Origin of the sequence: Humidesulfovibrio mexicanus, from assembly GCF_900188225.1 — a bacterium.
Lineage (GTDB): Bacteria > Desulfobacterota > Desulfovibrionia > Desulfovibrionales > Desulfovibrionaceae > Humidesulfovibrio > Humidesulfovibrio mexicanus.
In genome coordinates, this window is sequence record NZ_FZOC01000008.1 from 18542 (window position 1) to 44520 (window position 25979).

Sequence of the window (25979 nt, forward strand, 5' to 3'; positions counted from 1 at the left end):
CTTCATTTCCTTGCAGTGACCGCATGACATCAAACGCAAGCCGCCGGGCATCAAGCCCGGCGGCGACACTTCGCAGCGCCTCGTTCGAGGCGCCACATTTTATCGCACCCGCGACGGCACAGAGTCTTCGCCGCCCTTGATCACGAACAGATGCCGCAGCCCCGGATCATCGTTCGAAACGAGAACGCCGGAGCGATTGCGGCCATTGCGCCAGCGAGGCCAGCCACTGGCGTGCCAGAGGGAACACTCGTGCCACCAATCACCAAGGTCTTCGACCGGCTTCGACAGCGCGGCTTCGCGGAGGAGTTCGTCAGTAAGCGGCACTTGCGGACGCGGCTTGAACTGCGCAGCCATGAGTTCCGCCGAGCGGCGGTTCGTGTCTGTTGGCGCTTCGGGCTCCCATGCTTCGCCCCATGCCGTTCTGTTGCGGACGATGATCTTGGCGGCCAACTCGAGCGGATACTTCGCGGCGAAGAGCACGCCAGGACGGCGCGCGAACGACAGCACGAGCGACCCGGCCGGCCTCGCAAAGCCGCCATTCGGCCAAAGATGTCCGATCTGCCGAAACGGCGGCATGACGGAGTCCGCCGCCGAGATGAGCATGCCGCACACCGGCCGCAACATCGCAGTGATGTCGCCGCAGGACGACGGCCATGCGCCGATGAGATCAATCGCCTCCCTGGAGCCGAGCGAGACGAAGGTGTACGGCGAGCCGGTGGCGTCTAGAGAGAATGAGGCTGGCGGCATGGCTTCGAGTTCACGCCAGATACGCCCAGCCCCACCAAGCGCTTCCGCGTAGATGACGAGTCGGCGCTGCACAGAGAGCACATCGCGGACGGCCGTGCGTTGGACGTGGCCTTCTGGATCGAGGCAGCCAAGTAACTGGATGCCGTCCTCGGCCTGGCCGAGAAGGAGCTGCCGGGTGATGATGGAGCGGCATGGCTTGCCTGTCCGCCGAGACAGGCAAGGCAACAAGATGGCTTGCGCGAGTGTGGTGAGCGTGAGTTTCTGGCTCATGATCCCTCCGGGTTGGAGTTGAAAGGGATCATGATCTCCCAGAAAATATCCTGGTAGTCCAGCCCAGTACATTCAATATTCGAGATCTTCGAGTCGTTGAATTCCTTGACCGTTTTCCTACCGGCCCATGGCGAGATGAAGAAATTTTGCAGAGGCTGCCGCGCTGCCCGTCAGCCTAGCCGGAGAGAGCCGCTCCATGTGCTTCCCCATTCCTTGTTTCCTTGTTTCCTTGTTTCCTTGTTTCCTTCGACTAGACCATCGCTACCGGCAGATTAGCACGAGCACGGCGCGCAGCAAGGCAACCCCTTTCGGGGGCGGCTACGCCGCGCCTTGCCGCCCGCCGCTTGCTCGTGCAACGCGTCGCTATGGGGCGACGGTCGAAGATGTCTCGCCGCAGGCGGGGGGCTCGGGTCATAGATGTTGTAGGGGGGGCGTACCAGTCCACTTTGAAAGGGTGAGGTCATCTTCCACAAGGCTTGTGGGCGCTGAAAGGCAGCGGAGTACCTAGGCGCTTGCGCCCAGTTCTGGGCGGCTAACCATCTCGTATACAATTTTCATTAACCAGCTGAAGTAGATCACTTTTCCCTGGGCTCTTCTCTCGGTTTGTGCTATAGATTGATTCCCAAAACGCACAAAACCAACGGAGAAACCATGGACGGAATTCTCGTCTGCATCGCCCTCGTCATCGCCATCGTCTCCCTCCGCCGTCATGGGCATCAGGAGGAGCCTAGTGCCTGCGTGGCGGTTCACAAGGTCTCTGACACCGATGGGGCTTCCGGCGCCAGCAACAGTTCGTTGTTCGACGACGAGTGGCCGGCCAGCAGCATGCAAAGTTCAAGCTTCGACACCGACTGGTGGACGAACCCGGCTTACGCTTTCATGGCAGGGAACATCTACCACAACACATTCATGGACCCGACGTACACGGATTGGAGCAGCACCAGCAGCTCCGACGATAGCTGCTCAAGCTCGTTCGGCGACAGCTTGTCCAACTCCGACGACTGGTCGAGCAGCACGGCAAGTTTCGACGACTCGCTCTCGTCGAGCAGCTGCGACGACAGCTGGTCCAGCGGCAGCTTCAGCGACTCCTTCTCGTCCAGCAGCTTCAACGACTAACCTTCGGATGCGAAACCGCACGGCCTGAAAAGGAGGAGGCGAAAGCCTCCTCTCCTTTTGCTACTGCCAGATGCTCATGTTGCCCGGTTCAGGCAAGCGAGCCATACCTCCGACCTTGGCGAGAGCTCGACTGATGGACATTTCGCCGATTCTGGGCCAAGACTGGACAAGCCTGGATGGCTCAGGGGATGGAGTCCCCCGTGAACCGCGACAACCGCTGACGACTCCTGCCGCCGACCTCGGCGGTGGGGGCATGCATGACCCACGCCGGATCGGACGTGGGTTTTTCTTTGCGCAGCGGAGGGCGGCAGCATGCAACGGGATCATGACGGACAATTTCGCGCAGCGAGTCAGGGACGCCACCTGGGCGGAACATTCCAGCAAGACACGCCCGGCGTGCGCCTCGACCCGGGGCAGGAGGCGGCCCTGCGGGACATGCTCGCTGGCCGCAATGTCCACCTCTCCGGTGATCCAGGCACGGGCAAGAGCACGCTGGTCAGGGAGTTCATGGCCAGGAAGGGCGGCGGCGCGCTCGCGGTCCTCGCGCCCACGGGGGTGGCGGCCATCAATGTGGGCGGTTCGACCATCCACCGTTTCTTCGGGTTTGGCGTCGGCCTGCTTGAGCCGGACGACCCGGGGTCGGCCGACCCCGTACGCGGCGAGGACGGCCTGAACCGCCGGGAACTGGCCGTCCGCCACGCCGACGTCCTGGTCATCGACGAGGTCTCGATGCTCCGCTCCGATCTCCTGGCCTGCGTGGACGCCCGCTGCCGGCGCCTCGCCGCCACGGAGCAGGACCGTGACAGGCCTTTCGGCGGCAAGCAGCTCATCCTCGTGGGCGATTTCGCCCAGCTCCCGCCGGTCGTCCGCGCCGAGGAGCGGGACTACCTGCAAACCCGCTTCGGCGGCGCGTTCGTCTTCAACGCCGAGGCCTGGCGGGCGGGCGGCTTCCACAACCACCAGCTCACCGCTCCGCACCGCCACGCGGGCGACGGCGCCTTGCAGAAGATCCTGCGCCACGTCCGCGCCGGGGACCTCGCCGCCCTCGCGCCGGTCAACGCGCGCCTTGGCCTTCGGCCGCCGGAGCACGTGGTCTTCCTCTGCGCCACCAACAGGGCAGCGGACGACACCAACGCCATGAACCTGGCCAAACTGCCGACCCACGAAGGGGTGTTCCTGGCGGAAATCGCCGGCCGCATCAGGGAGGGCGACTATCCTGCGCCCGAGGAACTCCGTCTGAAGCCTGGCGCGCGGGTCGTTTGCTTGGTCAACGAATACGCCGACGGACGATCGGTCTTCGTGAACGGCGACACGGGCAGCGTGACCGACATCGAGGACGCGGACGGCCCTTCGGGCTGCATCCGCGTTCGGCTCGACAGGGATGGCGGCGCGGTGGAGGTGAAGCGGCACGCCTGGTCCATGAAGGAGTACAGGTACGACGCGTCGCAGCGGCGCATGGTGGCCGAGGTCGTGGGGACCTACGTCCAGTTCCCGCTCCGGCTCGCCTGGGCGCTCACCGTCCACCGCAGCCAGGGCATGACCTTGCCGTGCGTCTGCCTGAACCTGGGCGGCCGCTGCTTCGCCCACGGCCAGTTCTACGTGGCCCTGAGCCGCGCCAGGAGCCTTGCCGACATCTACCTGACAGCGCCCATCCGACCGCAGGACCTGATCATCGACCCGGAAGTGCTCCGGTTCATGGCCGGATAGCCGCGCCCCTCTATCGCGGGAAATTGCCCACAACGAGACCACCGAAATATGAGAGAAATCCCCGCTGCTCACATGCGTCACAAATTTGTGTTGACATTATTCAAGATAAAATTGTAGCAATTGCTACATCATTTTGCGAAAAGCAAAAGGGAGGTAGCATGGAACAGTTTCTCACAATCGGCATGGTCGTTTCGGGCCTGTTCTTCGGCTGGACGATCGGGTCGCACTACACCGGGGCGACCATGGGCATGGCGTATGGAGCCGGCATAATCAAGAAGCCGCTGCACGCCTGTCTGCTCATCGCGTTCTTTGTGATCCTGGGGGCGACCTTCGAAAGCCACAACGTGGTCACGACCGTGGGCACTGGCATCATCCGGGGCGAGGACATGACCCCGCTGGGGGCCATGGTGATGATGTTCACGGCCGCGCTGGTCACGGCCGCGAACACTTGGTTCAAGTGGCCGGTGTCCACCTCGCAGCTGGCCTGTTTCTCCGTGGTGGGCGCGGCCCTGGCCATGGGTGCGCCGGTGTTCTGGGAGTCGACCATCGTCTTCCTCTTCGCCACCTGGATCGGCACGCCCATCCTGGCGGCCGCCCTGGGCTGGCTCCTGACCAAGCTCACCGATTCGGTGATGGCGGGACGCTCGGCCGCCGCCGTCAAGGCGCTGGAATGGGGCCTCTTGGCCGCCTGCTGCTACGCGGCCTACACCCTGGGCGCCAACAACACTGGCAACGCGGTGGGCGTGTTCTTCGGCCTCAAGCTCATGACTCCCATGAAGGCCGGGTTCGTCGGCGGCATCATCATGGCCATCGGCGCGCTCACCTGGGGCAAGCCCATCCTGGAGAAGGTGGGCAAGGGCATCGTGCAGTTGGACCTGAACATGGGCGTGGGGGCCAAACTGGGCCAGAGCCTCACCGCGCACCTGGCTGCCTCGCTGGGCTACCCCACGTCCATGAACCAGGCGCTCATCGGCGGGGTGTTCGGCGCGGGCACGGCGCGCGGCATGCAGACGCTCAACCGCAAGGCGCTGGAGGAGATCGTCTTCTCCTGGTTCTTCACGCCGGCCCTGGCCGGGCTCATCTCGTTCCTGCTCTACCATCTGCTGTCCATGCTGCTGCACGTCCATTGACCAAGCGAAACAACGCAAGGAGGTCGTTATGAAGATTCTCATGGCGCTCGACCCGTTCGGCGATTCCAAAAAGGTTCTCGACGAGGCGGTGAGGCAGGCCAAAAGCCTGAATGCGATGCTGACCATCCTGGCGGTGGCGGAGACGTTCCGGGACACCGAACACGACTACGCCGGCCTGAGCGGGGCGAACGAGGCGCTGTTCACGCAGGTCAGACGAAAGGCCGACGCGGTGAAGCTCGAAGCCATCAAACATGGCGTGCCCCCGACCGTCATCGTGGAGGCGGGCCCCTCCCCGGCGCAGAACATCCTGGACTGGGCCGAGGAGGAGGACGCGGACCTCATCGTCATGGGGCACCGCGAGAAGAAAGGGCTCGACCGGTTCCTGCTGGGCAGCGTGACGGCCAAGGTCATCGCCCATGCGCAGTGTTCCGTGTTCGTGGTCCGTTGAAGCACGCAAGGCGGGAACGCCAGAACGCCGTCCGCAGGCTCCATCCGGCGTCCCCGCCCGTGTTTCGCCCCGACGGCCGGGGGAAAATCGGGCAGAACCGCAGCACCATGAAAGGACACAATGGAATCAATGACCGCAGCAACGATCCTCGCAGCCTTCACCAGGCGGCAGCGCCGATATGTGGTCCTGCCGGACCTTGGCGGCGTGGATTGGGAGAGGCTCGACTACCTCGGCTGGGCGCACGCCTCCGGGCACATGGCCTACGTCGTGTACAACCACGAGCGACCCGCCGTGGGACTGGTGCTGCGCCGGACGAAGCTGACCGGGGCGCAGCGCCCCAAGCTGTGCTCCTGGTGCCTGACAACGCACCAGGGCTGCGGGGTCAACCTGTTCACCGCGCAGATAGGGGACAACGCGGCAAGGGTTCATGGCGACTATGTGTGCAACGACTTGAGGTGCAGCGCATACGTGCGCGGGCTGTTGCGCACGGGCGTCGGGCAGATGCGCGAAACCATCACTGTGGGCGAGCGCGTCGCCCGCCTGCGAACCAATGTGGAGCGTTTCATCCGATCCGTGTATGGCGAGGGGGCGCAAGTGTAGCCGTTGCTGCTCGCCGGGCTTTGCCGAAGCGGCGGAGGAATCGCGCGGAACATGGCGGCCAAGGGTGGACTTTCAGCGCGGTTGGAGGCATAATTCATTCATGCAGACGAGTTCGCCGGACGATGAACATACAGGCCGACTATGAAGTGGATATTCCTCTCCTACAGTATGCCGACCAAGCCCTCGAAGTACCGGGTGCAGGCGTGGCGGCAGCTCAAGCGCCTGGGGGCGGTGAACTTCCAGAACGTTTGGGCCATCCCCCATGCCGCAGACAAGCTCAAGGACTTGGAGCGGCTGGCCGAGGACATCCGCACCTGGAAGGGAGAGGCGTTCCTGACCGTCGGCAAGCCGCTGACCGAGGACGACGAAAAACGGCTGCTGGCCGCGGCGTCTGCGGCGAGCGACGAGGAGTACGGCGAACTGCTCCACGTGGCGGAGGACTTCCTCAAGGAAATCGAGATGGAAATTGAGAGGAAGAACTTCATCTTCGCCGAGGTGGAGGAAAACGAAGAAGAACTCGCCAAGATCAAAAAATGGCTCACGAAGGTTGAGAAGCGCAGCGTCTGCGATGCCCCGTTGCGCAAGGTGACCATGGAGAAGATCCGCCTGTGCGACAAGGCGCTTGAGGACTTCTCCCAGATGGTCTTCGACCACCTCCACGCCAAGGGCAGCGCATAGGGGATCGCCGGACTCCGGCACTACGGAGAGAAGAGCGCAAGACGATCCCGACCCATGACCAGAGGGGATGGAGTTCCCCTTGAACCGCGACAGACGCTGATGACTCCTGCTGCCCGATACTGGCGGTAGGATCATTTTGTGAAACCCACGCCAGACGAGCGTGGGTTTTTTGTTGTGCAACACTCCGAGGAGTCGACATATGCCCCACAAGCTTCCCAAACCAGTCCGCAACCTGGGCTGGATCAGCTTCTTCACCGACTTCGCGTCGGAAATGGTCTATCCCGTTGTGCCTCTGTTTCTTGCGACGGCTCTGGGCGCGCCCGTTGCGGTCCTTGGCCTCATCGAGGGCATGGCCGAGGCCATCGTCAGCGTCATGAAGGGCCTCTCCGGCTGGCACAGCGACAAGGTCGGCAAGCGAGTCCCTTACGTCCGCCTGGGTTACGGAATGGCTGCCCTGTCCAAGCCCCTCCTGGCCCTGGCCTATGCGTGGCCCGTGGTGTTCTTGGCCCGCGCCGTGGACCGCCTGGGCAAGGGCCTGCGCACCACGGCCCGGGACGCCATGATCGCGGACGCCGTGGATTGCTCGATCGCGGGCCGGGCCTTCGGCTTCCATCGCATGATGGACACCGGCGGAGCCATCGTCGGCGTGCTGTTCGCCCTGCTGCTGCTCAAGTTCCTGCCGGGCAAGTACCGGCTCATTTTCCTGATTGCCGGCGTGCCGGGGCTGGCTGCGGTGTGGCTTACCTTCCGGCTGCGGGAGCTACAAAAGGCCGGTGAACATCGTATGGTCTGCCCCGCGCCGGCGCATGCGCCGCAACCCCGCGAGGAAGCTGCTGTCCAGGCCGGACCTCTGGGCTTCTCCCCTGCCTATTGGTGCACCCTGGGCCTGCTGATGCTCTTCGCCTTCGCCAACTCCAGCGACGCGCTGCTCTTGCTGCGGGCCAAGAACCTGGGCTGGGACGACACCCAGGTGATCCTGGGCTATCTGCTGTTCAACCTGACCTACGCAGCATCCGCCTATCCCCTGGGGGTCCTGAGCGACCGCATCGGACGCTGGCGCATGATCATCACCGGTTGGACGCTGTATTCCGCTGTGTACTTCGGCTTTTCAGCGCTGGACGCGCAGGCGGCTTGGTGGCTGTTCCCGCTCTATGGCCTGACCATGGGCCTCACCGAGGGCGTGGGCAAAGCGCTCATCAGCGGCCATGTGCCGGTGCTGCGCAAAGGGACGGCGCTCGGGGTGTTCTACATGGGCCTCGGCTTCACGGCCCTGGTGAGCAGCGTGGTGGCTGGCCTGCTGTGGGACCGTGTCGGCCCGTCCGCGCCGTTCCGCCTGGGCGGCGCCGTGGCCCTGGCCGCCGCGGTGATGGGACTGTTCCTTGCCCCACGCTTGGGCAAGGCGGCGGCAGCCGAGGGAGGCAAGTAGCAATGCGATCCGAAGTAAAATCAGCGCATGGCGCGCCAACTCCCGGCACGGCCAAGGCGCAGGCCGTCCACTTCGTTCTCGCCATCGGCATCGTCAGCCTGTTCGCGGACATGACGCACGAGGGCGCGCGGAGCATCGTCGGCCCCTTCCTCGCGGTCCTGGGCGCCAGCGCCACGGTCGTCGGCGTAGTCAGCGGGCTCGGTGAGCTCCTGGGCTACGCCGTGCGCTTCTTCTCCGGCCGGCTGGCCGACAGGACCGGGCAATACTGGACCCTGGCCATCGTCGGCTACTTCGTGAATCTTCTGGCCGTCCCGTTGCTGGCCCTGGCCGGGAACTGGGAATATGCGGCAGCGCTCCTGTTCATTGAGCGTACGGGCAGGGCCCTGCGCCAGCCCCCTCGCGACGTCATGCTCTCGTTCGCAGGCAGGCGCATGGGCGTGGGCTGGGCCTTCGCGATGCATGAGGTCATGGACCAGACCGGCGCCACCATCGGCCCCCTGCTCATGGCCACGGTGATGTACTGGCGCAGCGACTATCCGCTGAGCTTCGGGCTGCTGCTCATCCCGGCGATCCTGTCCCTGACCGCGCTGCTGTTCGCCCGACAGGCGTTTCCCCGGCCCAGGGAGCTTGAGACCATCACTCCCGAACTCGACACGCGCGGAATGCCGCGGGCGTTCTGGCTCTTCCTGGCGGCGACGGGCTGCGTGGCCGCCGGGTTCGCTGACTATCCCCTGATCGCCTTCCATTTCCAGAAGACCGCGAGCATCCGGCCGGAACTCATTCCCGTCCTCTACGCCCTGGCCATGTGCGCGCACGCGCTGGGCGCCCTGCTCTGCGGCTGGCTGTACGCCCGCCTGGGTGTCAGAAGCGTCGTCGCCACGGCCCTGGTCGCCGTGCCCATGGCCCCGCTCGTCTTTCTGGGCGGCCCGGCAGCGGCCACAGTCGGCGCGGCCATCTGGGGCCTCGGCATGGGGGCACAGGAATCCCTGCTCAAGGCGGCTGTGGCGACCATGGCTCCGGTGCAACGGCGCGGCACGGCCTTCGGCGTCTACAACATGAGCTTCGGCATCGCCTGGTTCGCGGGCAGCGCGCTCATGGGCGTGCTGTACGACGCCTCCATCCCGTGGCTGGTGGCGTTCTCCGTCGCCGCGCAGGCGCTGGCGGTCCCTCTGCTGGCGCGCGCAAGCGCACGGATCGGGACATGACGGGAGGCCACAAAAGGTTCAGGACCGGCAACCACTGACGGAGACGACGCATGGAGACGCCTGAGAAAATGGTGCTTCTGGAATTCCCCCTGTCCCGGGATCCCGAGCAGGACGAAAGCCCCCTGCGCACGGCGCGGCTCCTGCCGGGCTTCGACGCCCAGGCCGGTGAGTCCGGCCGTTGCCGGGTGCGCTGCGGCCTGGAGGAGGCCGCGGCTCTGCGCGACGTGGTCATCGATCTCTGGGAGCAGATTCACGCGCGGCCAGGGGCGAAGCTGCTGCTGGACTCCCGGCCCATGGCCCCGGACGATCTGCGGCAGGCGCTGAAGATCCTGGACTGCGGCCGGGCCTACGACCAGGAGCGGCGCGGGGATGCCCACTGCGTCCCGCGCAGTGGTTGGGACTGGGGCTGCCTGTACCTCGCCGATGTCCCGCCGCAGGCCGGCGCGCAAGGCGTCGACCGCAAGGCGTTCAAGGAGGCGCTGGACCGTGAAGCCGAGACCCGCTGGCTCACCCTGTGCCCGCACTTCGACCATGCCCGCGTGGCGGGCAAGGTGGATGCCCTGCCGGACGCGGCCCTGAACTCCCTGCCCAAGGACAGGCCGGCTGCGGCGAAGCCGGTGAAACTGGTGCTGTCGGCTCCCGGCGCGCCGCCCTCGGCCCCGGACCGGACGATCCAGATGACGACATATGCCGACGTGGGCGGCCTGGACGAGGTGGTGGCGACCCTGCGCGAAACCATTGAACTGCCCATCCGCCACCCGGAGGTGCTGCGGCGGCTGGGCGTGACGCCGCACCGGGGCGTGCTGCTCTTCGGTCCGCCGGGCTGCGGCAAGACGCTGCTCGCCCGGGCCGTGGCCTGCGAGAGCGGGGCGCGGTTCCTGCCGGTGAGCGGGCCGGAGCTCATCACCAAGTGGCACGGCGAGTCCGAGGAAAAGCTGCGCGAACTGTTCCAGCAAGCGCAGGAGGCTCAGCCGACCATCATCTTCTTCGACGAAATCGACGCCATCGCCCAGGCCCGCTCGTCGTCCGAGAGCCTGCGGCTGGACGCCCGGTTCACGGCCCAACTGCTCACGCTCATGGACGGCATCTACGACCTGGGGCGGGTGTTCATCCTGGCCGCCACCAACCGGCCGGACCTGCTGGACCAGGCGCTGCTGCGGCCCGGCCGCTTCGATGCGGTCATCGAGATTCCGCGACCGGATCAGGCGGGCCTCAAACGCATCCTGGAGATCCATGCGCGCAGGCTTCCACTCGCGGAAGGGGTGGACCTGGGCAAGGTGGCGCGCCGGATGGCCGGGCTCACCGGAGCGGACGTGGCCTATGTGGTGCGGGAGGCGGCCTACGCCTGCCTGCGCCGCTCCATGCCGCTGGGGGTGGCGCTGCGGGAGGCCGGGGCGTTTTCCGAGGCGACGCTGCGCAAGCTCAAGGTGTCCGAGGCGGATTTGCTGGCGGCGCTCGGGAAACTGCGGAAGCGGAACAAGGCGGTCCTGCAAGACCAGGACGACGGGGACGCTTCCGCCGCCAAACAGGAGGAATGAGGTAGATGCAGAAGATCTTGCTGCTGGCCGTGGCCGGGACGCTCGGCACCCTGGCCCGATACTGGCTGTCGGGCGCGGTGTACGGCGTCATGGGACGCGATTTCCCCTGGGGGACCGCGGCGGTGAACCTGCTGGGCTGCCTGCTCTTCGGGCTGGCCTGGGTCATGGCCGACGAACGGCAGGTCATCGGGGGCGAGGCGCGGGTGGTGATCCTGGTGGGCTTCATGGGCGCGTTCACCACCTTCTCCTCGCTGGTCTTCGAAACCAGCGAGCTGATGCGCAGCGCGCAATGGGCCAGGGCGGCCCTGAACCTCGTGGGGCAGAACATCCTTGGCTTCGTGGCCTTCGCCATCGGGGCCGTCATCGGCCGGGTCATCTGACGCCCGCGCCACAGTAAGGAGGGACAACATGAAGATTCGCGGAGAGGCCGAGGTGCTGCGCGTCTACATCGGGGACAGCGACCGCCTGGGCGGACGGCTCCTGCATGAGGCCATCGTGGAGGAGGCCCGCCGGCGCGGCATGGCCGGCGCAACGGTGATGCACGGCGTCATCGGGTTCGGGGCTAACAGCCTGGTGCACACGGCCAAGATACTGCGGCTCTCGGAGGACCTGCCCGTGGTGGTCGAGATCGTGGACAAACCTGACCGCATCGCCGCGTTCGTGCCCATCCTGGAGGACATGGTGGGCGAGGGAACCATCACCCGCCACACGGTGCAGGCCGTCTTCAACTGCACCATGCGCGTGCGCGAGGTCATGACCTCCGACGTGGCCACCGTCACGCCGGACACGCCGCTTTCCGAGGTGCTGCAACTGCTTTTGGACAAGGGCATCAAGGCCGTGCCGGTGGTCCAGGGACACAAGGTGGCGGGCATGGTCACCGGCGGAGACCTGCTCAAGCGGGCGGGCATGGGGCTGCGGGTCAGCCTGCACGGCGAACTGCCCCAAGAACTTCAGGGTGAGCAAGTCCGCAAGCTCAACGTCCTGGGCAAGACCGCTCGCGACGTCATGAGCTTCCCCGCAGTGACGGTGAACATCCGCGCCCGCGTGCCCGACGCCGCCGCGCTCATGGCCGCGAAGAAGCTCAAGCGCCTGCCCGTGGTGGACGACACCGGCGACCTGTGCGGCATCCTGAGCCGCGTCGACATCCTCAAGACCATCGCCACGGCCACCGCCGTGTCCGACGAGCTGCACCCGCAACTGCCGCAAGGACTGAACCTCACCGCCGGCGACGTGATGATCCGGGACGTTCCGACGGCCACGCCCGACACGCCTCTGGAGGAGGCCCTGAACAAGCTCGTGGCCACTCCGTTGCGCCGCGTGGTGGTGGTGGACGGGGAGCGCCGCGTGGTGGGCATCGTGCTGGACCGGGAGCTCATCCGGCGCTTCAGCCAGCAGGAGAAGCCAGGACTCCTGCGCACCCTGGCCGATCTCCTCACGCCCGGGGCGACCACGGGACGGATCACCGGGGTCACCGTACGCGAGGCCATGCGGCCCGACGTGTTCCTGGTGCAGGAGGACGCGCCGCTCACCGAGGTGTTGCAACGCATGGTGGAGACCGGCGGCAAGCGCCTCGTGGTGCTCGACGTCGACGGACGTCTGCGCGGCATGGTGGACCGGGACACCGTGCTCAAGGTCATCGGGGGAACGCAGTGAGACGAAGACGCAGATCTCGCCGCGGCTGGAGGGCGTGGAGCATCGCCACGGCCCTGCTCCTGGTCCTGTGCGGCGGGTTCTGGCTCGGTGTGCGCGGGCCGGACAATCTCCACGCCGTGGCGGACGGGATGGTCTATCGCTCTGCCCAGATGGACGCGGCCACGCTCCGCCACACCATCCGGGAAAAGGGAATCAAGGCGATCCTCAACCTCCGCGGAGAGAAGCCCGGCTCCAATTGGTACAGGAAGGAGATGGAGGCGGCGCAAGCGGCCGACGTGCTGCTCTTGAATCATGGGCTTTCGGCACAGCGCGAGGTCTCGCCCGACGAGCTGGAGGACGTTTTGCGGCTTATGGACCGCGCGCCCAAGCCGCTTCTGGTCCATTGCGAAGGAGGCTCGGACCGCACGGGGCTGGTCATCGCTGCCTGGGTCTTCTCACGCGGTCATCGGCCGACTGAGGAGGCCTACAAGCAGCTATCCCTGCGCTACGGGCACTTCCCCTACCTCTGGAGCAACACCGACGCCATGGACAAGAGCTTCTGGAACTACGTGCGCCAAGCTGCGGGCACGCCGCGGTAAAGGGCACGGCTGAGCGATTCTCGGCGTCCCAGGCGGACGCCCGCATCCGGGAAGGTGATCGCATGTCGGAATCCAAGTCGTTCTTTACCGGGCTTCTGGCCAGCGCCGGCGTCACGGTGGACGGCCCCAACCCCTGGGACATCCACGTGCACGACGAGCGCCTGTATCCGAGCGTGCTGGCGCGCAGGAACCTCGCCTTGGGAGAGGCCTACACGGCGGGCTGGTGGGACTGCGAACGCATCGACGAATTCATCCAACGCGTGCTCGCCAGCGGCGCGGCGATGCGCGTCAAGGGCGGGCTGCGCCTGGCCTGCTCGCTTCTACCGGCCTACGTGCTGAACCTGCAGTCCCCGGCGCGCGCGCAGGTGGTGGCCCGGCGGCACTATGACCTGGGCAACGAGCTCTTCACCGCCTTTCTGGACCCCTACCTGCAGTATAGCTGCGCCTATTTCAAGGACACGGCCGACCTGGCCGAGGCCCAGCAGCGCAAGCTGCGTCTCATTTGCGCCAAGCTGGGCTTGAGGCAGGGCGAGCGGCTGTTGGACATCGGCTGCGGCTGGGGCGGTCTGGCGAAGTTCGCGGCCGAACAATTCGGCGTGAGCGTGGTGGGCGTGAACATCTCGGCGCGGCAGATCGCCTATGCGCGGGAGTTCTGCGCCGGCCTGCCGGTGGAGATACGCGCCTGCGACTACCGCGAACTCGACGAACCCTTCGACAAGATCGTGTCCGTGGGCATGTTCGAGCACGTGGGCGGCAGGAACTACAAGACCTTCATGGACGTGGTGGCACGCTGCCTCAAGCCCGGCGGGGTGTTTCTCCTGCACACCATCGGCGGCAACGTCTCCGCGCACAGTTGCGACCCCTGGATAGCCAAGTACATCTTCCCCAATGGCATGCTGCCGAGCATCGCGCAGATCGCCCGCGCGGCCGAAGGTCGGCTGGTCATGGAGGACTGGCACAACCTGGGGCCGCATTACGATCCCACGCTCATGGCCTGGCTGGACAACTTCCGCGCCGCTTGGCCCCGCCTGCGCGAGGCGTACGGCGAGGGCTTCCGGCGCATGTGGGAGTACTACCTGCAGTGCTGCGCCGGGGCCTTCCGCGCGCGCGACATCCAGCTCTGGCAGGTCGTGTTCGGAACGCCCGGAAGCGTCCAGCCGCGCTGCCGCTGGGGATGAACGGCGAGACGGCCCCGGTCGCGGGGCAAGGAATGGGCGTGAAAACGGCTCACCCGAATTCTCACAATCAACTCAAGGAGCGGAGCATGAACAGAAGTATCAGGAGCATCGACGCCATGGAGATTCTGGATTCGCGCGGCAACCCCACGGTGCGCGTGTTCGTGGAGCTGGAGGGCGGCGTGCGGGTGGCGGCGTCCGTGCCCTCCGGGGCCTCCACCGGAGAGAACGAGGCCGTGGAGCTGCGCGACGGCGACCCCAAGCGCTACGGCGGCAAGGGCGTGCAAAAGGCCGTGGCCAACGTCCGCAACAGCATCGCTCCCGTGCTGCTCGGCATGGACAGCGCCAAGCAGGCAGAGATCGATCGGCTCATGATCGAGCTGGACGGCACGCCGACCAAGGCCAAGCTCGGAGCCAACGCCATCCTGGGCGTGTCCATGGCCGTGGCCCGCGCCGCAGCCCAGGCCAGCGGCTTGCCGCTCTACGCCTACCTGGGCGGCTCCGGCGCTGTGCGTGTCCCGGTCCCCATGATGAATGTCCTGAACGGCGGCAAGCACGCGGACAACAGCGTGGACTTCCAGGAGTTCATGATCGCGCCCATCGGCGCTCCCTGCTTCGCCGAGGCCCTGCGCTATGGATCGGAGACCTTCCACGCGCTCAAGGGCATCCTGAAGAAGATAGGCCTCGCCACCTCCGTGGGCGACGAGGGCGGCTTCGCGCCCAATCTGCGCAGCAACGAGGAGGCCTGCGAGGTCATTCTGGAGGCCATCCAGACGGCCGGCTACACGCCGGGCAAGGACGTGGCCCTGGCCATCGACCCGGCGGCCTCGTCCTTTGCCGAGAACGGCGCATACAACCTCAGGAAGTCCGGCCAGGGGGTGAAGACCAGCGCGGAGATGGTGGCGCTGTGGAAGGCCTGGGCGGACACGTATCCCATCATCCTGCTGGAGGACGGCCTGGACGAAAACGACTGGAGCGGCTTCGCGGCCCTGACCAGGGAGCTCGGCGAGCGCATCCAGATCATGGGCGACGACATCTACGTCACCAACGCGAGCTTCGTCGCGCGCGGCATCCGCGAGAAGGCCAGCAACTCCGTGCTCATCAAGCTGAACCAGATCGGCACCGTCACCGAGACCATGGAGACCGTGCAGCTCTGCCGAAAGGCTGGCTGGACCACTCTCATGTCCCACCGCTCGGGCGAGACCGAGGACTCCTTCCTGGCTGACTTCGCCGTGGCCATGGACGGCGGCCAGATCAAGTCCGGCTCGGTGTGCCGCAGCGAACGTCTGTGCAAGTACAACCGGTTCCTGGAGATCGAGCGGGAGCTTGGCGGCGCGGCCAAGTTCGGACGGTAGCGCCGCCGCCACGGACACGCACCTCAAGATTAGGAGCACGCCATGACCGAAACCTGGTTTCTGGCCACGATCTGGATCGGGCTCGCCCTGCTGGCGACCCTGCTGTCCATCTGGTTCCGCGTCGCCACGGCGCTCTCGGAGATCGTCGTGGGCACCGTGGCGCAGATGGTGCTGGGGGCCGTGCTCGGCTCCTCGCTTGGCGTGGGGGATTCCTGGATCAGGTTCCTCTCCGGCACCGGGGCCATCCTCCTGACCTTCCTGGCGGGCGCGGAACTCGACCCGGCCATCTTCCGGCAGAAATGGAAGGAGGCCACGGCCGTGGGGCTCCTGAGCTTCCTCGCGCCGTTCTTCGGCTGCGCGGCGGCGGCCCACTGGCTTCTCGGCTGGAGCGCCACGGCGAGCTGGCTGACCGGCGTGGCCCTGTCCACGACCTCGGTGGCAGTGGTCTACGCGGTCATGCTGGAGTTCGGCCTGAACAAGACCGAATTCGGCAAGACGCTTTTGGCCGCGTGCTTCGTCACGGACCTGGGCACTGTGGTGGCCCTGGGCCTGATCTTCGCCCCCTTCACCCTGCGCACGCTGGCCTTCGCCGGGGTGGGCACGGCGGTGTTCCTCGTGCTGCCGTGGGTCACGGTCCGGTTCTTCGCAAGGTATGGCGGGCGGCCATCCGAACTTGAGGCCAAGTACCTGCTCCTGCTGCTCTTCGGCCTCGGGGGCCTTGCCGCCTGGGCCGAGAGCGAGGCGGTGCTTCCGGCCTACCTCATCGGCATGGTCCTGGCCGGAACCGTGGGCAAGGACCACGCGCTCATCCGTCGGCTGCGCACCCTGACCTTCGGCCTGCTCACGCCGTTTTACTTCATCCGGGCCGGCTCACTCGTCTCGGTTTCCGCCCTGGCCGCAGCGCCCATGATTTTCGTGGCGCTGCTACTCGTCAAGGTGGCGACAAAGCTGACCTCCGTATATCCCATCACCCGGTTCTTTCAGAACTCCAGGCAGGAAGGCATGTACTCGACCATGCTCATGTCCACCGGCCTGACATTCGGCAGCATCGCGGCGCTCTTCGGTTTGAACAAGGGCATCATCGACGACGCCCAGTACTCCTATCTGGTCGCGACGGTCATCGCCAGCGCCGTGGTGCCCACCCTCATCGCCAACAAGTTTTTCCTGCCGCGCCACCTGCTCCGGGCCGGGGCTGGCAGGACCATCGTCATTCCCCCGCAGCAACCCCTCACCGCGCAAGGAGACACCCCATGATCAAAAAGCTGATTGTCGCCTACGACGCCTCGCCCCAGTCCGAAAAGGCGTTCGATTTCGGCCTGGGTCTCGCCGCGAAGTTCGCGGCGGAACTCATCGTCTGCTCCGTCGCCACCCTGCCCGAGCCTCCGGTGAGCGTGGAGATATCGGCCGTGCTGGACCACGCGGAGGAGTTCTACAAGAAGCACTTCACCCGGCTGGCGGCCCGAGCAGCGGCGGGCGGCATCACCCCGCGCTTTGAGCTCAAGGTAGGCCACCCGGCGGAGCAAATCATCCTCCTGGCCGAGGAGGAAGGGGTGCAGATGATCGTAATGGGGCACCGGGGCAACACACTCGTGGAGAAGTGGATGCTCGGCTCCGTGTGCCGGCGGGTGATCAACTACGCCAACTGCACCGTGTCCGTGGTCCGCTGAACACAAACGGCGGATTGGCTGAAGGCGAAAGGGGAGCGCCACGCTCCCAGGTCGGCCGCGCCGTGCGGCACGCGAGGGCGCCGGTCCGGCGCCAGTCACCAGGAGGCACTCCATGTTCACGCTACGGATACCGGGATACGGGGAGCTGGAAATCGAGCATGTGGTCTTCGACTACAACGGCACCCTCGCCGTGGACGGCGAACTGCTGCCCGGCGTGGCCGAAGCGCTGGAGGAGCTGGCCCGGCTGGTCACGGTGCATGTCCTGACCGCGGACACCTTCGGCCTTGCCGCGGCGCAGCTTAAGGGCGTTCCGTGCCGGCTTTCGATCCTGCCCCCGGAGACGCAGGACAAGGCCAAGTCGGCCTATGTCCACACGCTGGGCAACGCCGTGACGGCCTGCGTCGGCAACGGCCGGAACGACAGGCTGATGCTCGCGGCGGGCCGGCTGGGGATCGCCGTCCTGGGCGGCGAGGGCGCGGCGGTGGAGACCCTGTCGGCGGCGGACATCGTGGTCACGGACATCCTGTCCGCTCTGGGGCTGTTCACCCATCCGCTGCGGCTCACGGCGACCCTGCGCTCGTGAGGCGAGGAGGTCGCATCAACGGCGTCGCCGGCCAGGCCCGGTGACGCTGGGATGACCGGCGAGCAGCATCAGGCCCCGCATGTGCGCGCGATCCTCCTCTTGGCTGACCAGCGCGCTGCGCACGCCGTCGACCTTGAGCGCGTAGCGCCGCATGTCCGCCGCGAGCCGGTCCAGGCTCCCGGCTTGGCCGAGCAGCAGACGGTGGGCGGCCTCGTGGTGGTCTTCTAAACGGCGGAGCACAAGCTGGAAGTGGGGCATGCAGACATCCGGGACGAAGCGGTCGTCCGTCTTAATCATGGCCAGAAGCTCCTCCACGGCGGCCCGCTCCGCCAAGGCCTGGACGCGGCAGACCTCGCAGGCGTCCTCCCGCGGGCGGAGCCTCTCGACGGCCTCGGAGAGGGGAGCGCCCTCCTCCGGCAGGGTGGCGGCCGTACGCAACCCCGCCGCGAGGCGCTCCAGCACCTCGGGATAGGCGAGACATGTCCCCTGCGGGCTGGCCATGGCCTGGTACACCCAGGTATGGAAGTCGCACAGGCCGCCACGCGCGGCCAGGTCGGCGCGCGCGTCCGGGTTTGACGCGATGGCGTTCTGGAACCCGCAAAGGAAGTCGAAAACCTCCCGTTCCACCCTTTGGCAGACCGCGCACGCCGCGAACCAGCCCGGCCGTTCCGGGGCAAGGGCCGCAGCGGAGCCAACGGCGGACATGGCGGCGGGCGCGTCCCCCGTCGAGGCCGTGAAGAGGCTCCGGCGCAGCTCCCGCAGCCGCCGGAGTTCAGGCGCCGCCTGCGGCGTCGCGGCGAGCAGGGACTCGATACGCGCGCACATGCGGTCGAGAAAGGCCGTCCGCCGCTCCTCAAGCATGAACCGCTCCAGATTCGCCAGGAGTGCCGGCAGGCCGCTGGCCTCCCACCCCGCCGCGTCGGACCGCGCCGTGGCCTCCAGGGCCTGCCGGGCCGAGACGGAGAATATCTGCGGCGTCGGCAAAACCTCCGCGCCGGCCAACTGGTCGCGGATGTGTGCGAGGATTTCCGCCCGCTCCGCAGCGGACACCGTGTCGTGCTTGTTCACCGCGAGGAACGCCCGGCCCGGCGTCAAGGGGCCGGCCCGCAGCAGCCGCAGCTCCTCCTCGGAAAGCGGGCTCTCGAAGCTGGTCACCAGCAGCAGGGCGTCCGCCTCCGGCAGGAAGGCTTCGGTGGTGCGCGTGTTCGCAACCACGGACGAGCCCAGGCCGGGCGTGTCGATGAGCCGGAAGCCCAGGCGGAGCGGCTCCGAGGGAAGCTGCACCCGGGCCTCCCGCACGCCGCGCGCGTTCTCCGGGTTGCCGCACTGCGTGACGTAGGCCGGGAGTTCCTCGATATTGATGCGCAGCGGCAGCCGACCGCGGCCGTAATCGATGACAACCTGCTCGCCGCTGCCGTAGGCCATAGTGGTGATGACCGAGGTCAGCGGCACCACGCCAACCGGCAGGCGCGTCGTGCCGAGCATGGCGTTCATCAGCGAGGTCTTGCCGCGGTTGAAGCGGCCGACCACGGCCAGATTGAAGCGGTCCTCGGCCAAGCGGGCGAAGAGTTCGCGGAACGAAGCCTCCTCCCCATCTGGCCCAGCCTGCGCAAAGGGCAGCGCCGTCCGCAGGATGGCCGCCAGCTCGAACTTGGCTCGCTCGTATTCCCGCAGGTTCATGGCCGCGCTCGCAGCCAATCCGCCATTTCGAACTGGAGGAAGCAGGAGGCCTTGGGAAAGAGGCTGGCCAGCCTGCGCACAGCGGCCCGGCGCAATCCCTCGTCCTTGCTGTCCAGCCAGAGGCGGCTTGCACGCGCGGCGATCTCCAGGTCGCTGGAGCGTAGCAGCGGCGCGAACTGCTCCCACGCGCCCGGGGGCGGACCCAGCTCCGCAAGCAGCCGCAGCACGCCGCGCCTGCGGATGCGGCTGGTTGGCGTCTCCTCCCGGGCAGACGGCCAGGGGCGCAGGGCGGCTTCCAGCAGGGCCGGCAGGGCGATGGCCCCGGCCTTGCGCAGGGCCTCCTCGGCAAAGGTCCGGGAGATGCTGTCGCCCAGGGCGGCGATGAACACGGGGATGGCCTCGACGCGCCGGAACTCCCCCACCGCGTCGATCGCTCCGGGCGTGGCCTTGCGGCGCAGGAGCGCCAGAAGAACTCGATAGACCTTGTCGTCGCGCCAGCGCGCCAGCAGCCGCGCCGCAGTGTTCACCACCGCCTCCTCGCCGTAGGCGTCCACGGGGTCAGGAATGGCCATCTCGCCGGTGAGGTACTCCATCAGTACGTCCTTCGCGCCAAGTGCGGCCAGGGTCTCCACGGCCCGCTGCCGGGGCTGGAACACGCCGCTGGGCCGGCCCTGCATGAGAAAGGTGCGCAGCGGGGCCACAGCGCGCTCGCCGCAGGCCGCCAGCAGTTCAGCCGCGCGCGGGCCATCGGCCAAGGAGTCCAGGTCGCGCACCAACTCCGCCACCTCGGCATCGGAGCAGCCATGCCGCGCGCGTGTCGGTTCAGACGCCGCCATTCGTCGCCTCGCCATCTGCCGCCTCGCTGCTGGTTACGGCCCCGGCCGGGGCGGTCTGCTCCGGCGTCGCGCCCGTCGCGCCGAAGACCTGCCGGTACAGATCCTCGCCAAAGCTCGTGCGCAACGGCCCGCCATCACGCAGGCGGAAGGTCCTGCTCCCGTCCGCCATCCGTTCCGCCCGCAGGAACAGAAAATGATCCGAGTTGCGGGCGTGGAACCAGTCCGCCAGCTCGAACAGGTGGGTGACGCAGACCACCCGCGCGCCGCCGACCACCAGCGCCGTGATGATCTGCCTGCCGATCTCCGCCCCCTCCCGCTCGTTGGTGGCGGCGAAGGACTCGTTGAGCAGGATCAGGGGATGCCGGGCGATGTGGTCGACGATCCCGCTCATGCGTGAGAACTCCTCGTCCAGCTTGCCGCTGACGAGGCTGGCGTCCTCCTCGCGCCGGAAATGCGTGAACACGCCGTCGCACAGGCTCGCGGCGAAGGACTCGGCCGCAACGGGCATGCCGCACTGGAGCATCAGCTGCGCCAGACCGATGCTGCGCAGGAAGGTCGACTTGCCCCCCTGGTTCGCGCCGGTCACCACCACCAGCGCCTTGCCGCCGGCATTCACGTCGTTGCCGACGGCCGGCCGACCCATGCGCAGCGCGAGGCAGACATCGTAAAGCCCCTGGAAGGACAACTCGCGTCCGCCGACCGCGAGCGGCGCGCCCAGGCGCCAGGGGCAACCCAAGGCGGCGAGCCGCTCGCACAGGTTCAGGCAGCCGACGTGGAACGCCAGCTCGTCGTGCAGCGAGACATAGAAGCTGCAAATGTTGTCCCTGGCCTGCGCGAGAACCTTGGCGGCCTGGCTGACAGCACGGCTCTGGATCTCCTCAATGGCCTGATGCCCGGCCTCGTCGCGCGGGTGGATGGTGAAGCTGCTCGGCAGGGGCTGAATGTCCTGGAACAACGAGACAAGCCAGGCGAGCAGCCGGTGCAGCCACGTCTTGCGGTTCCCCCCCGGCGCCCTGTGCAGGACGTAGTCGCGCCCCTTGTTGCCAGGGCCGAGGCCGGCGCTCAACAATGCTCCGTGAGGGAACTTGAGCTGCCGCAGGTGTTCCGCCGCCGCCGCGAAGAAGATGTCGTCGAGCTCCGCGTCCACCCGCTGGAAGAACGCCCGCCACCCCGGCGCGGAGAACTTCGCGCCATGCGCCGTGGAGAAGAGCCGCAGCTTCTTCAGCAGGCCGAGGAACTCCGTCATGTGCTCCAGCGCGCTCCAGAGGGTGAGCCGCGTCGAGCCCGGCAGGTAGCCCCAGTACCGCTTCATGGACTGCGCCACCCCTTCCGCCGCCAAGGCGAGGAGTTCCCGCGCAAGTTCCGGCTGACGCAGGCAGTCCGCGAGCACGCCCTGCCGGTACAGCACGATGTCCGGCGTCGCGCCCACGCCAGCCAGGACCACCCGCTTGGCCACGGCCAGGATGTGCTCGTCGCCCTGCGCCATGGCGGCGAACAGGATGTCCAGCTGGAGGTCGCTGACCAGCGCGTCGGCCTGCCAGGGCAACTCGGCCTGGAGGTCGAAGGGCCGGTCAGGAAAGAGCAGGTGCGCGTCCATGTCCCAGGCGCTCCTTGATGCGCGTGTATGTCAGGCCGTACTTCTCCGCGATGGACACGGCGTAGGCCAGGCCGTCCGGGCGACGGCGCACGATCCGGTACGTCCGCTGCGCAGGATTGTCGGGCTCCACTGTGCTGACCATGCTCACCGCTTTCTCACCCAGCTCCGCCAGCTCCTCGATGAAGGTCACCCAGACGCAACGCACGTCGAGATTCAGCAGCGTTGCGGCGATGCGCCCGCTCAACGTGAGCGCGTCGCGGAATGTGGTGGAGGCGAATATCTCGTTGATGATGACGAGGCTGCCGGGCGTCGCGGCCTTCAGGATGGCGTGGACCCGGACGAGGTCGTCCTGCAGCTTGCCGTGCAGGGTGTCGAGGTTCTCCTCGCGCTCGAAGTGGGTGAAGATGCGGTCAAAGACACAAAGCCTGGCTTCACGGCCGGGGACGGGCATTCCCAGGCTCGCGAGGTGGTGGATCTGGCCCACGGTGCGCGCGTAGGTCGTCTTGCCGCCCTGGTTCGGGCCGGTGACCACCAGCATGCGCTCGCCGCCTTGCAGCAGGAAGTCGTTGCACACGGGCGTGCCGCCCTCGGCCTTGAGCTTGCGGGCGAGCGCGAGGTCGAAGGTCTGGAGGCAGCGCGAGCCGTCCGGGGAGGCGGTCATGACGGGATAGCAGAAAGGGGTGTCCTCGCCGGGCACGCCGGCGACGAGGTCGCCATAGGCGAGACAGAACTGCGCCTCCCGTTCGACGTTCGCAATGCCGGCGTCCAGGAACTCCTCGTGCCCGGCGCGGAACTCGGCCGCGTCCCGGAACTCCCGCGGGTTGTTCGCCGCCACGAGGGCCAGGATGCTCGCCTCGATGTGGTTCACTTCCACGAAGTCGCTGAACGTGAACTCGTACTTGTGCTGCGGCCCGAAGGGCCTGAAGATGGCGAAGGTCGCCTCGACCTCGCGCGTGAGGTCTGGCTGGCCGGCGGCGTTGCGCACGACGATGTAGTGGCCGGTCTGGACGCAGTACCGGATGCGTTCCAGCGCCATGCGGATCCTGCGCGCATCGTCGTGCATGGCGACGAAGGCTTCGGAGGCGGCGTACCCGTTCAGGTAGGCGGTCAGCCGCGCCATTCCGGCCGAGGCGCAGCCGGCGCGGGCGAGACGCTCGGCCAGTTCCAGCACGCCCCCGCAATAGTCCGCCACGGCGTCGAGGAACAGGCGATCCTTCTGCAGCGCGTTGGCCATCTTTCCGATGCGCTCCAGCGCCAAGCGCACGGCGTTGAAGCGCTCCGAGAACGTCCGGAACGCCGAGGATACGGCCTCGCGCTCCATGTCCCGCATCACGTCCTGACGGAACCGGATGGTTTCGATGTCGCCCAGGCTGCGGCGGAAGTATTCGTGCAGGCGGTACCGCGCCCTGCCTTTGACCAGCGCGACCTCCAGGGCGTCGAGGCCGAGGTCGTGGAAGCTCTCCGACTCGCGGGGCTCTTCCAGGGGCACTGCCTGGACATTCGGATACAGGATGCTGATCATGGCCGTCACCGCTTCTTTGGGAAGTGCAAAAACAAAAAACTCCCGCCCATTGCCTGGACAGGAGTCATCAGCTTCAGCGGAAGCGGTTAGAGGCGAACTCCTTCGCCTTGTTGGAGAGTATAGCCTATGTCCGGCGGGAGTCAATCCTGGGGGGGTCGGGACCGCGCGCTCACGGATCGCGCCCTTATGTAGGAAACTCAAAATTGTTTTGATTCAGATGGTTGCAGCAGGATACGGCGAAATTGACGCCCATGCTGCGGACGCTCTGTTCCGATCTTCAGTCACAGCCGTTGACCAGGATGGCGAAGCCGTTCACGCGGTCGTCCTCGCCGAAGTAGATCTCCACGTTGCGCCAGGTATCGGTGCAGAGCGAGTTGCCGACGAACTCGCCCGGCCGCCCCGGCCGCATGGACGAGTATTCGATATGCCGACGACCCACAGCCTTGTGCGGGGCGCCAAACATGGTCAGGGCCTGCTCGCGGGTCATGCCCAGGCGCAAGCCTCCGGGCGTGCGCACGGCGGTGCTCACCATGGGCGTCTCCCGGCAGCGCTTCTTCGCCTGGATGATGGCCGACCTGTCGGCATGCACATCAACAACGGACAGGCTGTCGGGGTATACGGTGAACACCACGGCCGTCTTGTCACCGGGACGGGAGGAGAGATAGCAGTAGAGCTTGCTATCGTTTTCGCCAAAGTCCGTTCGCGGGGACGGGCCGAAAAACGCCAACACGTCTTGAGCCGACTTCAGGTCCAGTTCGAAACGCTTGTCCTGATTTTCGCCCAGGCCCACCAAGGCGTAGTGGGCGTCGTCGAGCACTGCGGAATACGGCGGCTTTTCATGCCGCGGCTCGATGTATCCGTAGACCTCCTCGCCAACCAAAATACGCGAGCTGTACCGCTTGGCCAGGACGTTTCCAGGTAGTGCAAGGCAGAGGCAGAGGGCCATCAGCGCCAAAGCGCAATTACTTCGTGACACGAATCCATTCCCCCTCATAGTTCCTGAGCCGTTCTCTGGCCGGTTTATTCAGGATGATGCAGCCCTGGGAGGCGTTGCGATCTGGCCTGTCGCCATGAACGAGGAACGTTTTCGGCTTACGCCCCATGCCGTCCTTGCCCACGCGTTTCTCGGTCTCCTCGTCGGGCACCAAGCGGAAGACCGGGGGAGTGAGATGGTGCTCCTTACAGTACTTCGGGTCCGTGATTTCCTGCACGCGCCAGTTGCCTTCCGGGATGGGGCCGAAGTTCTCGATGTCCTGGCTGGCGGCCTTGTTCCTGTGCTGGCCTTTGCCGCTGTAAGCATCGTCCGTCATGACCCCGCCTTCAGGATTGCGCAGGGTGTGGCTCTCGATGCTGTAGACCAGGTGCGGCTCTCTGGGCGCTGGCGGCGGGGGAGGATACTTCGGCTTTGGCGGCGGCGTGGCCTTGCCACGCACTTCGCTGCCGCCCGAGATGCCGTCCGGACCCGCTTTCCCGAGATATTGGCCGAGTCCGTTGTAGGGCTGCTCCTCGCCGCCCCCACCAGGCTTCATGCCCACCGGCCCCAGGCTCATGCCTGCGGCGGCGTGTTTGCCGTCGTCGCTCACCCAGGTCCAAATTCGATTGTCCGTGCTTCTTGTTTCCATATCTGACCTCCCAAGGTCTTTCAACGGAATATAGCACGGCTTTTATGCGCCCGACAAAAAGCACCTATTTTAGCCGCTAAAAGGACAAAAATTCCCTCTTGACAGGGGTGCGCGGAGCTCCCCGGCCACATCAAAACAAACAAGTGACCGACTTGTCGGCAACAACCTGTTTTGATTCTGTTTTGAGTTTCCTACATAAGGCCGCGGATCGTGTTTTCCGCCTCTGTGCGCGACAAAGGGGGCCGTAAGGCCCCCTTTTCATTCAACGTTCAGCTCAGCCAGATCCACTGCCTTGACCTCCCTGCTTCCCTTCGTCCCGGCGCATTTCCTCGCCGCATTTGTCATTCGCTTACGTGCCGGTAGCCAACCAGCATCCGCCCCATGCTGTTCGCATGAGGTCTGACAAGCGTTGCCCTTTCGGGAGATTACTATGGAAGCTCTGTGTCCTGCCCGTATAGGTACGGACAGGTTACATCACCGATTCCCTTGAAACGGCACTTTCCCGGCCAGCAAGCTGGTCGGGCAGTACGCCATCGTGCGCTCTTACCGCACATGCCGATATCCGCCGTAGGTGCCCCCTGTGCCCGCGCATTCACCGCCAGGGCGTAGCTCCTGACTTATGCATCTTTCAACTCTCGAGGTGTCGCAGCAGAGTGTTACTCCGAAGCTATCTCGCGGGTTTTATGTCGGGGGTTTCTCTCGTCACCATAGCGAATGGGGTCGGGCTTTCGCCCTTCAACATGACTGCTCTAACCGCCTCGCGCTTATCTCTGGTAGCCAACCAGTTTCGCCACGCGCGGCCGTCATGTCCCTTTCACGTCACGATCCATACCCAAAAGGCGCAGG

25 protein-coding genes and 3 riboswitches are annotated in these 25979 nt (G+C 66.3%); of the genes, 17 read left to right on the top strand and 8 right to left on the bottom strand.

Annotated features, from left to right (window positions below; translation table 11 throughout):
- Positions 1-99: 99 nt before the first annotated feature.
- Together CHB73_RS14315 and CHB73_RS16560 are read right to left on the bottom strand one after the other, a co-directional pair.
- Positions 100-1017 carry a hypothetical protein gene (locus tag CHB73_RS14315; protein WP_089275289.1) on the bottom strand — a complete coding sequence of 306 codons (918 nt, stop codon included), beginning with the start codon at positions 1015-1017 and terminating at the stop codon, positions 100-102.
- A 504-nt stretch (positions 1018-1521) separates the two neighbouring features.
- Positions 1522-1734 (bottom strand): hypothetical protein, encoded by a 213-nt coding sequence (locus CHB73_RS16560; RefSeq protein WP_143337405.1) that lies wholly within the window; start codon positions 1732-1734, stop codon positions 1522-1524.
- A 108-nt stretch (positions 1735-1842) separates the two neighbouring features.
- On the opposite strand from CHB73_RS16560, the gene CHB73_RS16565 reads away from it, so the two are divergent.
- The 17 genes from CHB73_RS16565 to CHB73_RS14400 all read left to right on the top strand — a co-directional run bounded on the left by CHB73_RS16565 (position 1843) and on the right by CHB73_RS14400 (position 17876).
- Positions 1843-2133, top strand: coding sequence for a hypothetical protein (locus tag CHB73_RS16565; protein WP_143337406.1), 291 nt, complete (start codon positions 1843-1845; stop codon positions 2131-2133).
- 175 nt (positions 2134-2308) lie between these two features.
- Positions 2309-2370: riboswitch (Fluoride riboswitch) on the top strand.
- Between the two features lie 75 nt (positions 2371-2445).
- A complete protein-coding gene (locus CHB73_RS14325) occupies positions 2446-3840 on the top strand; it encodes an ATP-dependent DNA helicase (RefSeq protein ID WP_089275291.1) in 1395 nt (464 codons plus the stop codon).
- Positions 3841-3998: 158 nt separating this feature from the next.
- Entirely contained in the window at positions 3999-4970 is a 972-nt protein-coding gene (locus CHB73_RS14330; protein WP_089275292.1) for an inorganic phosphate transporter, read from the top strand.
- 28 nt (positions 4971-4998) lie between these two features.
- Positions 4999-5418: a universal stress protein gene (locus tag CHB73_RS14335; protein WP_089275293.1), complete on the top strand. Its 420-nt coding sequence runs from the start codon at positions 4999-5001 to the stop codon at positions 5416-5418.
- Positions 5419-5547: 129 nt separating this feature from the next.
- Positions 5548-6018, top strand: coding sequence for an FBP domain-containing protein (locus CHB73_RS14340; RefSeq protein WP_179217069.1), 471 nt, complete (start codon positions 5548-5550; stop codon positions 6016-6018).
- Between the two features lie 141 nt (positions 6019-6159).
- The gene (locus CHB73_RS14345; RefSeq protein ID WP_089275295.1) at positions 6160-6696 is read left to right on the top strand and encodes a Chromate resistance protein ChrB; all 537 of its coding nucleotides are present in this window, start codon (positions 6160-6162) and stop codon (positions 6694-6696) included.
- Positions 6697-6750: 54 nt separating this feature from the next.
- Positions 6751-6812, top strand: a riboswitch (Fluoride riboswitch).
- Positions 6813-6895: 83 nt separating this feature from the next.
- Entirely contained in the window at positions 6896-8122 is a 1227-nt protein-coding gene (locus tag CHB73_RS14350) for an MFS transporter (protein WP_089275296.1), read from the top strand.
- Between the two features lie 2 nt (positions 8123-8124).
- Positions 8125-9327: an MFS transporter gene (locus tag CHB73_RS14355; RefSeq protein WP_089275297.1), complete on the top strand. Its 1203-nt coding sequence runs from the start codon at positions 8125-8127 to the stop codon at positions 9325-9327.
- Between the two features lie 50 nt (positions 9328-9377).
- On the top strand, positions 9378-10865 hold the full coding sequence (locus CHB73_RS14360; protein WP_089275298.1) for an ATP-binding protein: 1488 nt from the start codon (positions 9378-9380) through the stop codon (positions 10863-10865).
- Positions 10866-10870: 5 nt separating this feature from the next.
- A complete protein-coding gene (crcB, locus tag CHB73_RS14365) occupies positions 10871-11245 on the top strand; it encodes a fluoride efflux transporter CrcB (protein ID WP_089275299.1) in 375 nt (124 codons plus the stop codon).
- A 28-nt stretch (positions 11246-11273) separates the two neighbouring features.
- A complete protein-coding gene (locus CHB73_RS14370) occupies positions 11274-12518 on the top strand; it encodes a DUF190 domain-containing protein (protein ID WP_089275300.1) in 1245 nt (414 codons plus the stop codon).
- Positions 12515-13096 carry a fused DSP-PTPase phosphatase/NAD kinase-like protein gene (locus tag CHB73_RS14375; protein ID WP_143337407.1) on the top strand — a complete coding sequence of 194 codons (582 nt, stop codon included), beginning with the start codon at positions 12515-12517 and terminating at the stop codon, positions 13094-13096. The genes CHB73_RS14370 and CHB73_RS14375 overlap by 4 nt, the downstream gene beginning before the upstream one ends.
- Before the next feature lie 62 nt (positions 13097-13158).
- Positions 13159-14274, top strand: coding sequence for a cyclopropane fatty acyl phospholipid synthase (gene cfa / locus CHB73_RS14380; RefSeq protein ID WP_089275302.1), 1116 nt, complete (start codon positions 13159-13161; stop codon positions 14272-14274).
- Between the two features lie 86 nt (positions 14275-14360).
- Positions 14361-15626, top strand: a complete 1266-nt coding sequence (gene eno, locus CHB73_RS14385) for a phosphopyruvate hydratase (RefSeq protein ID WP_089275303.1) — start codon at positions 14361-14363, stop codon at positions 15624-15626.
- A 42-nt stretch (positions 15627-15668) separates the two neighbouring features.
- Positions 15669-16880, top strand: a complete 1212-nt coding sequence (locus CHB73_RS14390) for a cation:proton antiporter (protein ID WP_089275304.1) — start codon at positions 15669-15671, stop codon at positions 16878-16880.
- Entirely contained in the window at positions 16877-17293 is a 417-nt protein-coding gene (locus CHB73_RS14395; protein ID WP_089275305.1) for a universal stress protein, read from the top strand. Before CHB73_RS14390 ends, CHB73_RS14395 begins: the two co-directional genes overlap by 4 nt.
- A gap of 112 nt (positions 17294-17405) precedes the next feature.
- Positions 17406-17876 (top strand): HAD family hydrolase, encoded by a 471-nt coding sequence (locus tag CHB73_RS14400; RefSeq protein WP_089275306.1) that lies wholly within the window; start codon positions 17406-17408, stop codon positions 17874-17876.
- A 15-nt stretch (positions 17877-17891) separates the two neighbouring features.
- Here CHB73_RS14400 and CHB73_RS14405 read toward each other — a convergent pair whose 3' ends face one another.
- The 6 genes from CHB73_RS14405 to CHB73_RS14430 all read right to left on the bottom strand — a co-directional run bounded on the left by CHB73_RS14405 (position 17892) and on the right by CHB73_RS14430 (position 25133).
- On the bottom strand, positions 17892-19556 hold the full coding sequence (locus tag CHB73_RS14405; protein ID WP_089275307.1) for a dynamin family protein: 1665 nt from the start codon (positions 19554-19556) through the stop codon (positions 17892-17894).
- Positions 19553-20392 carry a hypothetical protein gene (locus CHB73_RS14410; protein WP_089275308.1) on the bottom strand — a complete coding sequence of 280 codons (840 nt, stop codon included), beginning with the start codon at positions 20390-20392 and terminating at the stop codon, positions 19553-19555. The genes CHB73_RS14405 and CHB73_RS14410 overlap by 4 nt, the downstream gene beginning before the upstream one ends.
- On the bottom strand, positions 20379-21989 hold the full coding sequence (locus tag CHB73_RS14415) for a MutS-related protein (RefSeq protein WP_089275309.1): 1611 nt from the start codon (positions 21987-21989) through the stop codon (positions 20379-20381). Before CHB73_RS14415 ends, CHB73_RS14410 begins: the two co-directional genes overlap by 14 nt.
- Entirely contained in the window at positions 21964-23511 is a 1548-nt protein-coding gene (locus tag CHB73_RS14420) for a MutS-related protein (protein ID WP_089275310.1), read from the bottom strand. Before CHB73_RS14420 ends, CHB73_RS14415 begins: the two co-directional genes overlap by 26 nt.
- Positions 23512-23562: 51 nt before the next feature.
- Positions 23563-23627, bottom strand: a riboswitch (Fluoride riboswitch).
- A 161-nt stretch (positions 23628-23788) separates the two neighbouring features.
- Positions 23789-24391, bottom strand: a complete 603-nt coding sequence (locus tag CHB73_RS14425) for a hypothetical protein (RefSeq protein ID WP_179217070.1) — start codon at positions 24389-24391, stop codon at positions 23789-23791.
- A gap of 82 nt (positions 24392-24473) precedes the next feature.
- On the bottom strand, positions 24474-25133 hold the full coding sequence (locus CHB73_RS14430; RefSeq protein WP_089275312.1) for a tlde1 domain-containing protein: 660 nt from the start codon (positions 25131-25133) through the stop codon (positions 24474-24476).
- Positions 25134-25979: the final 846 nt, after the last annotated feature.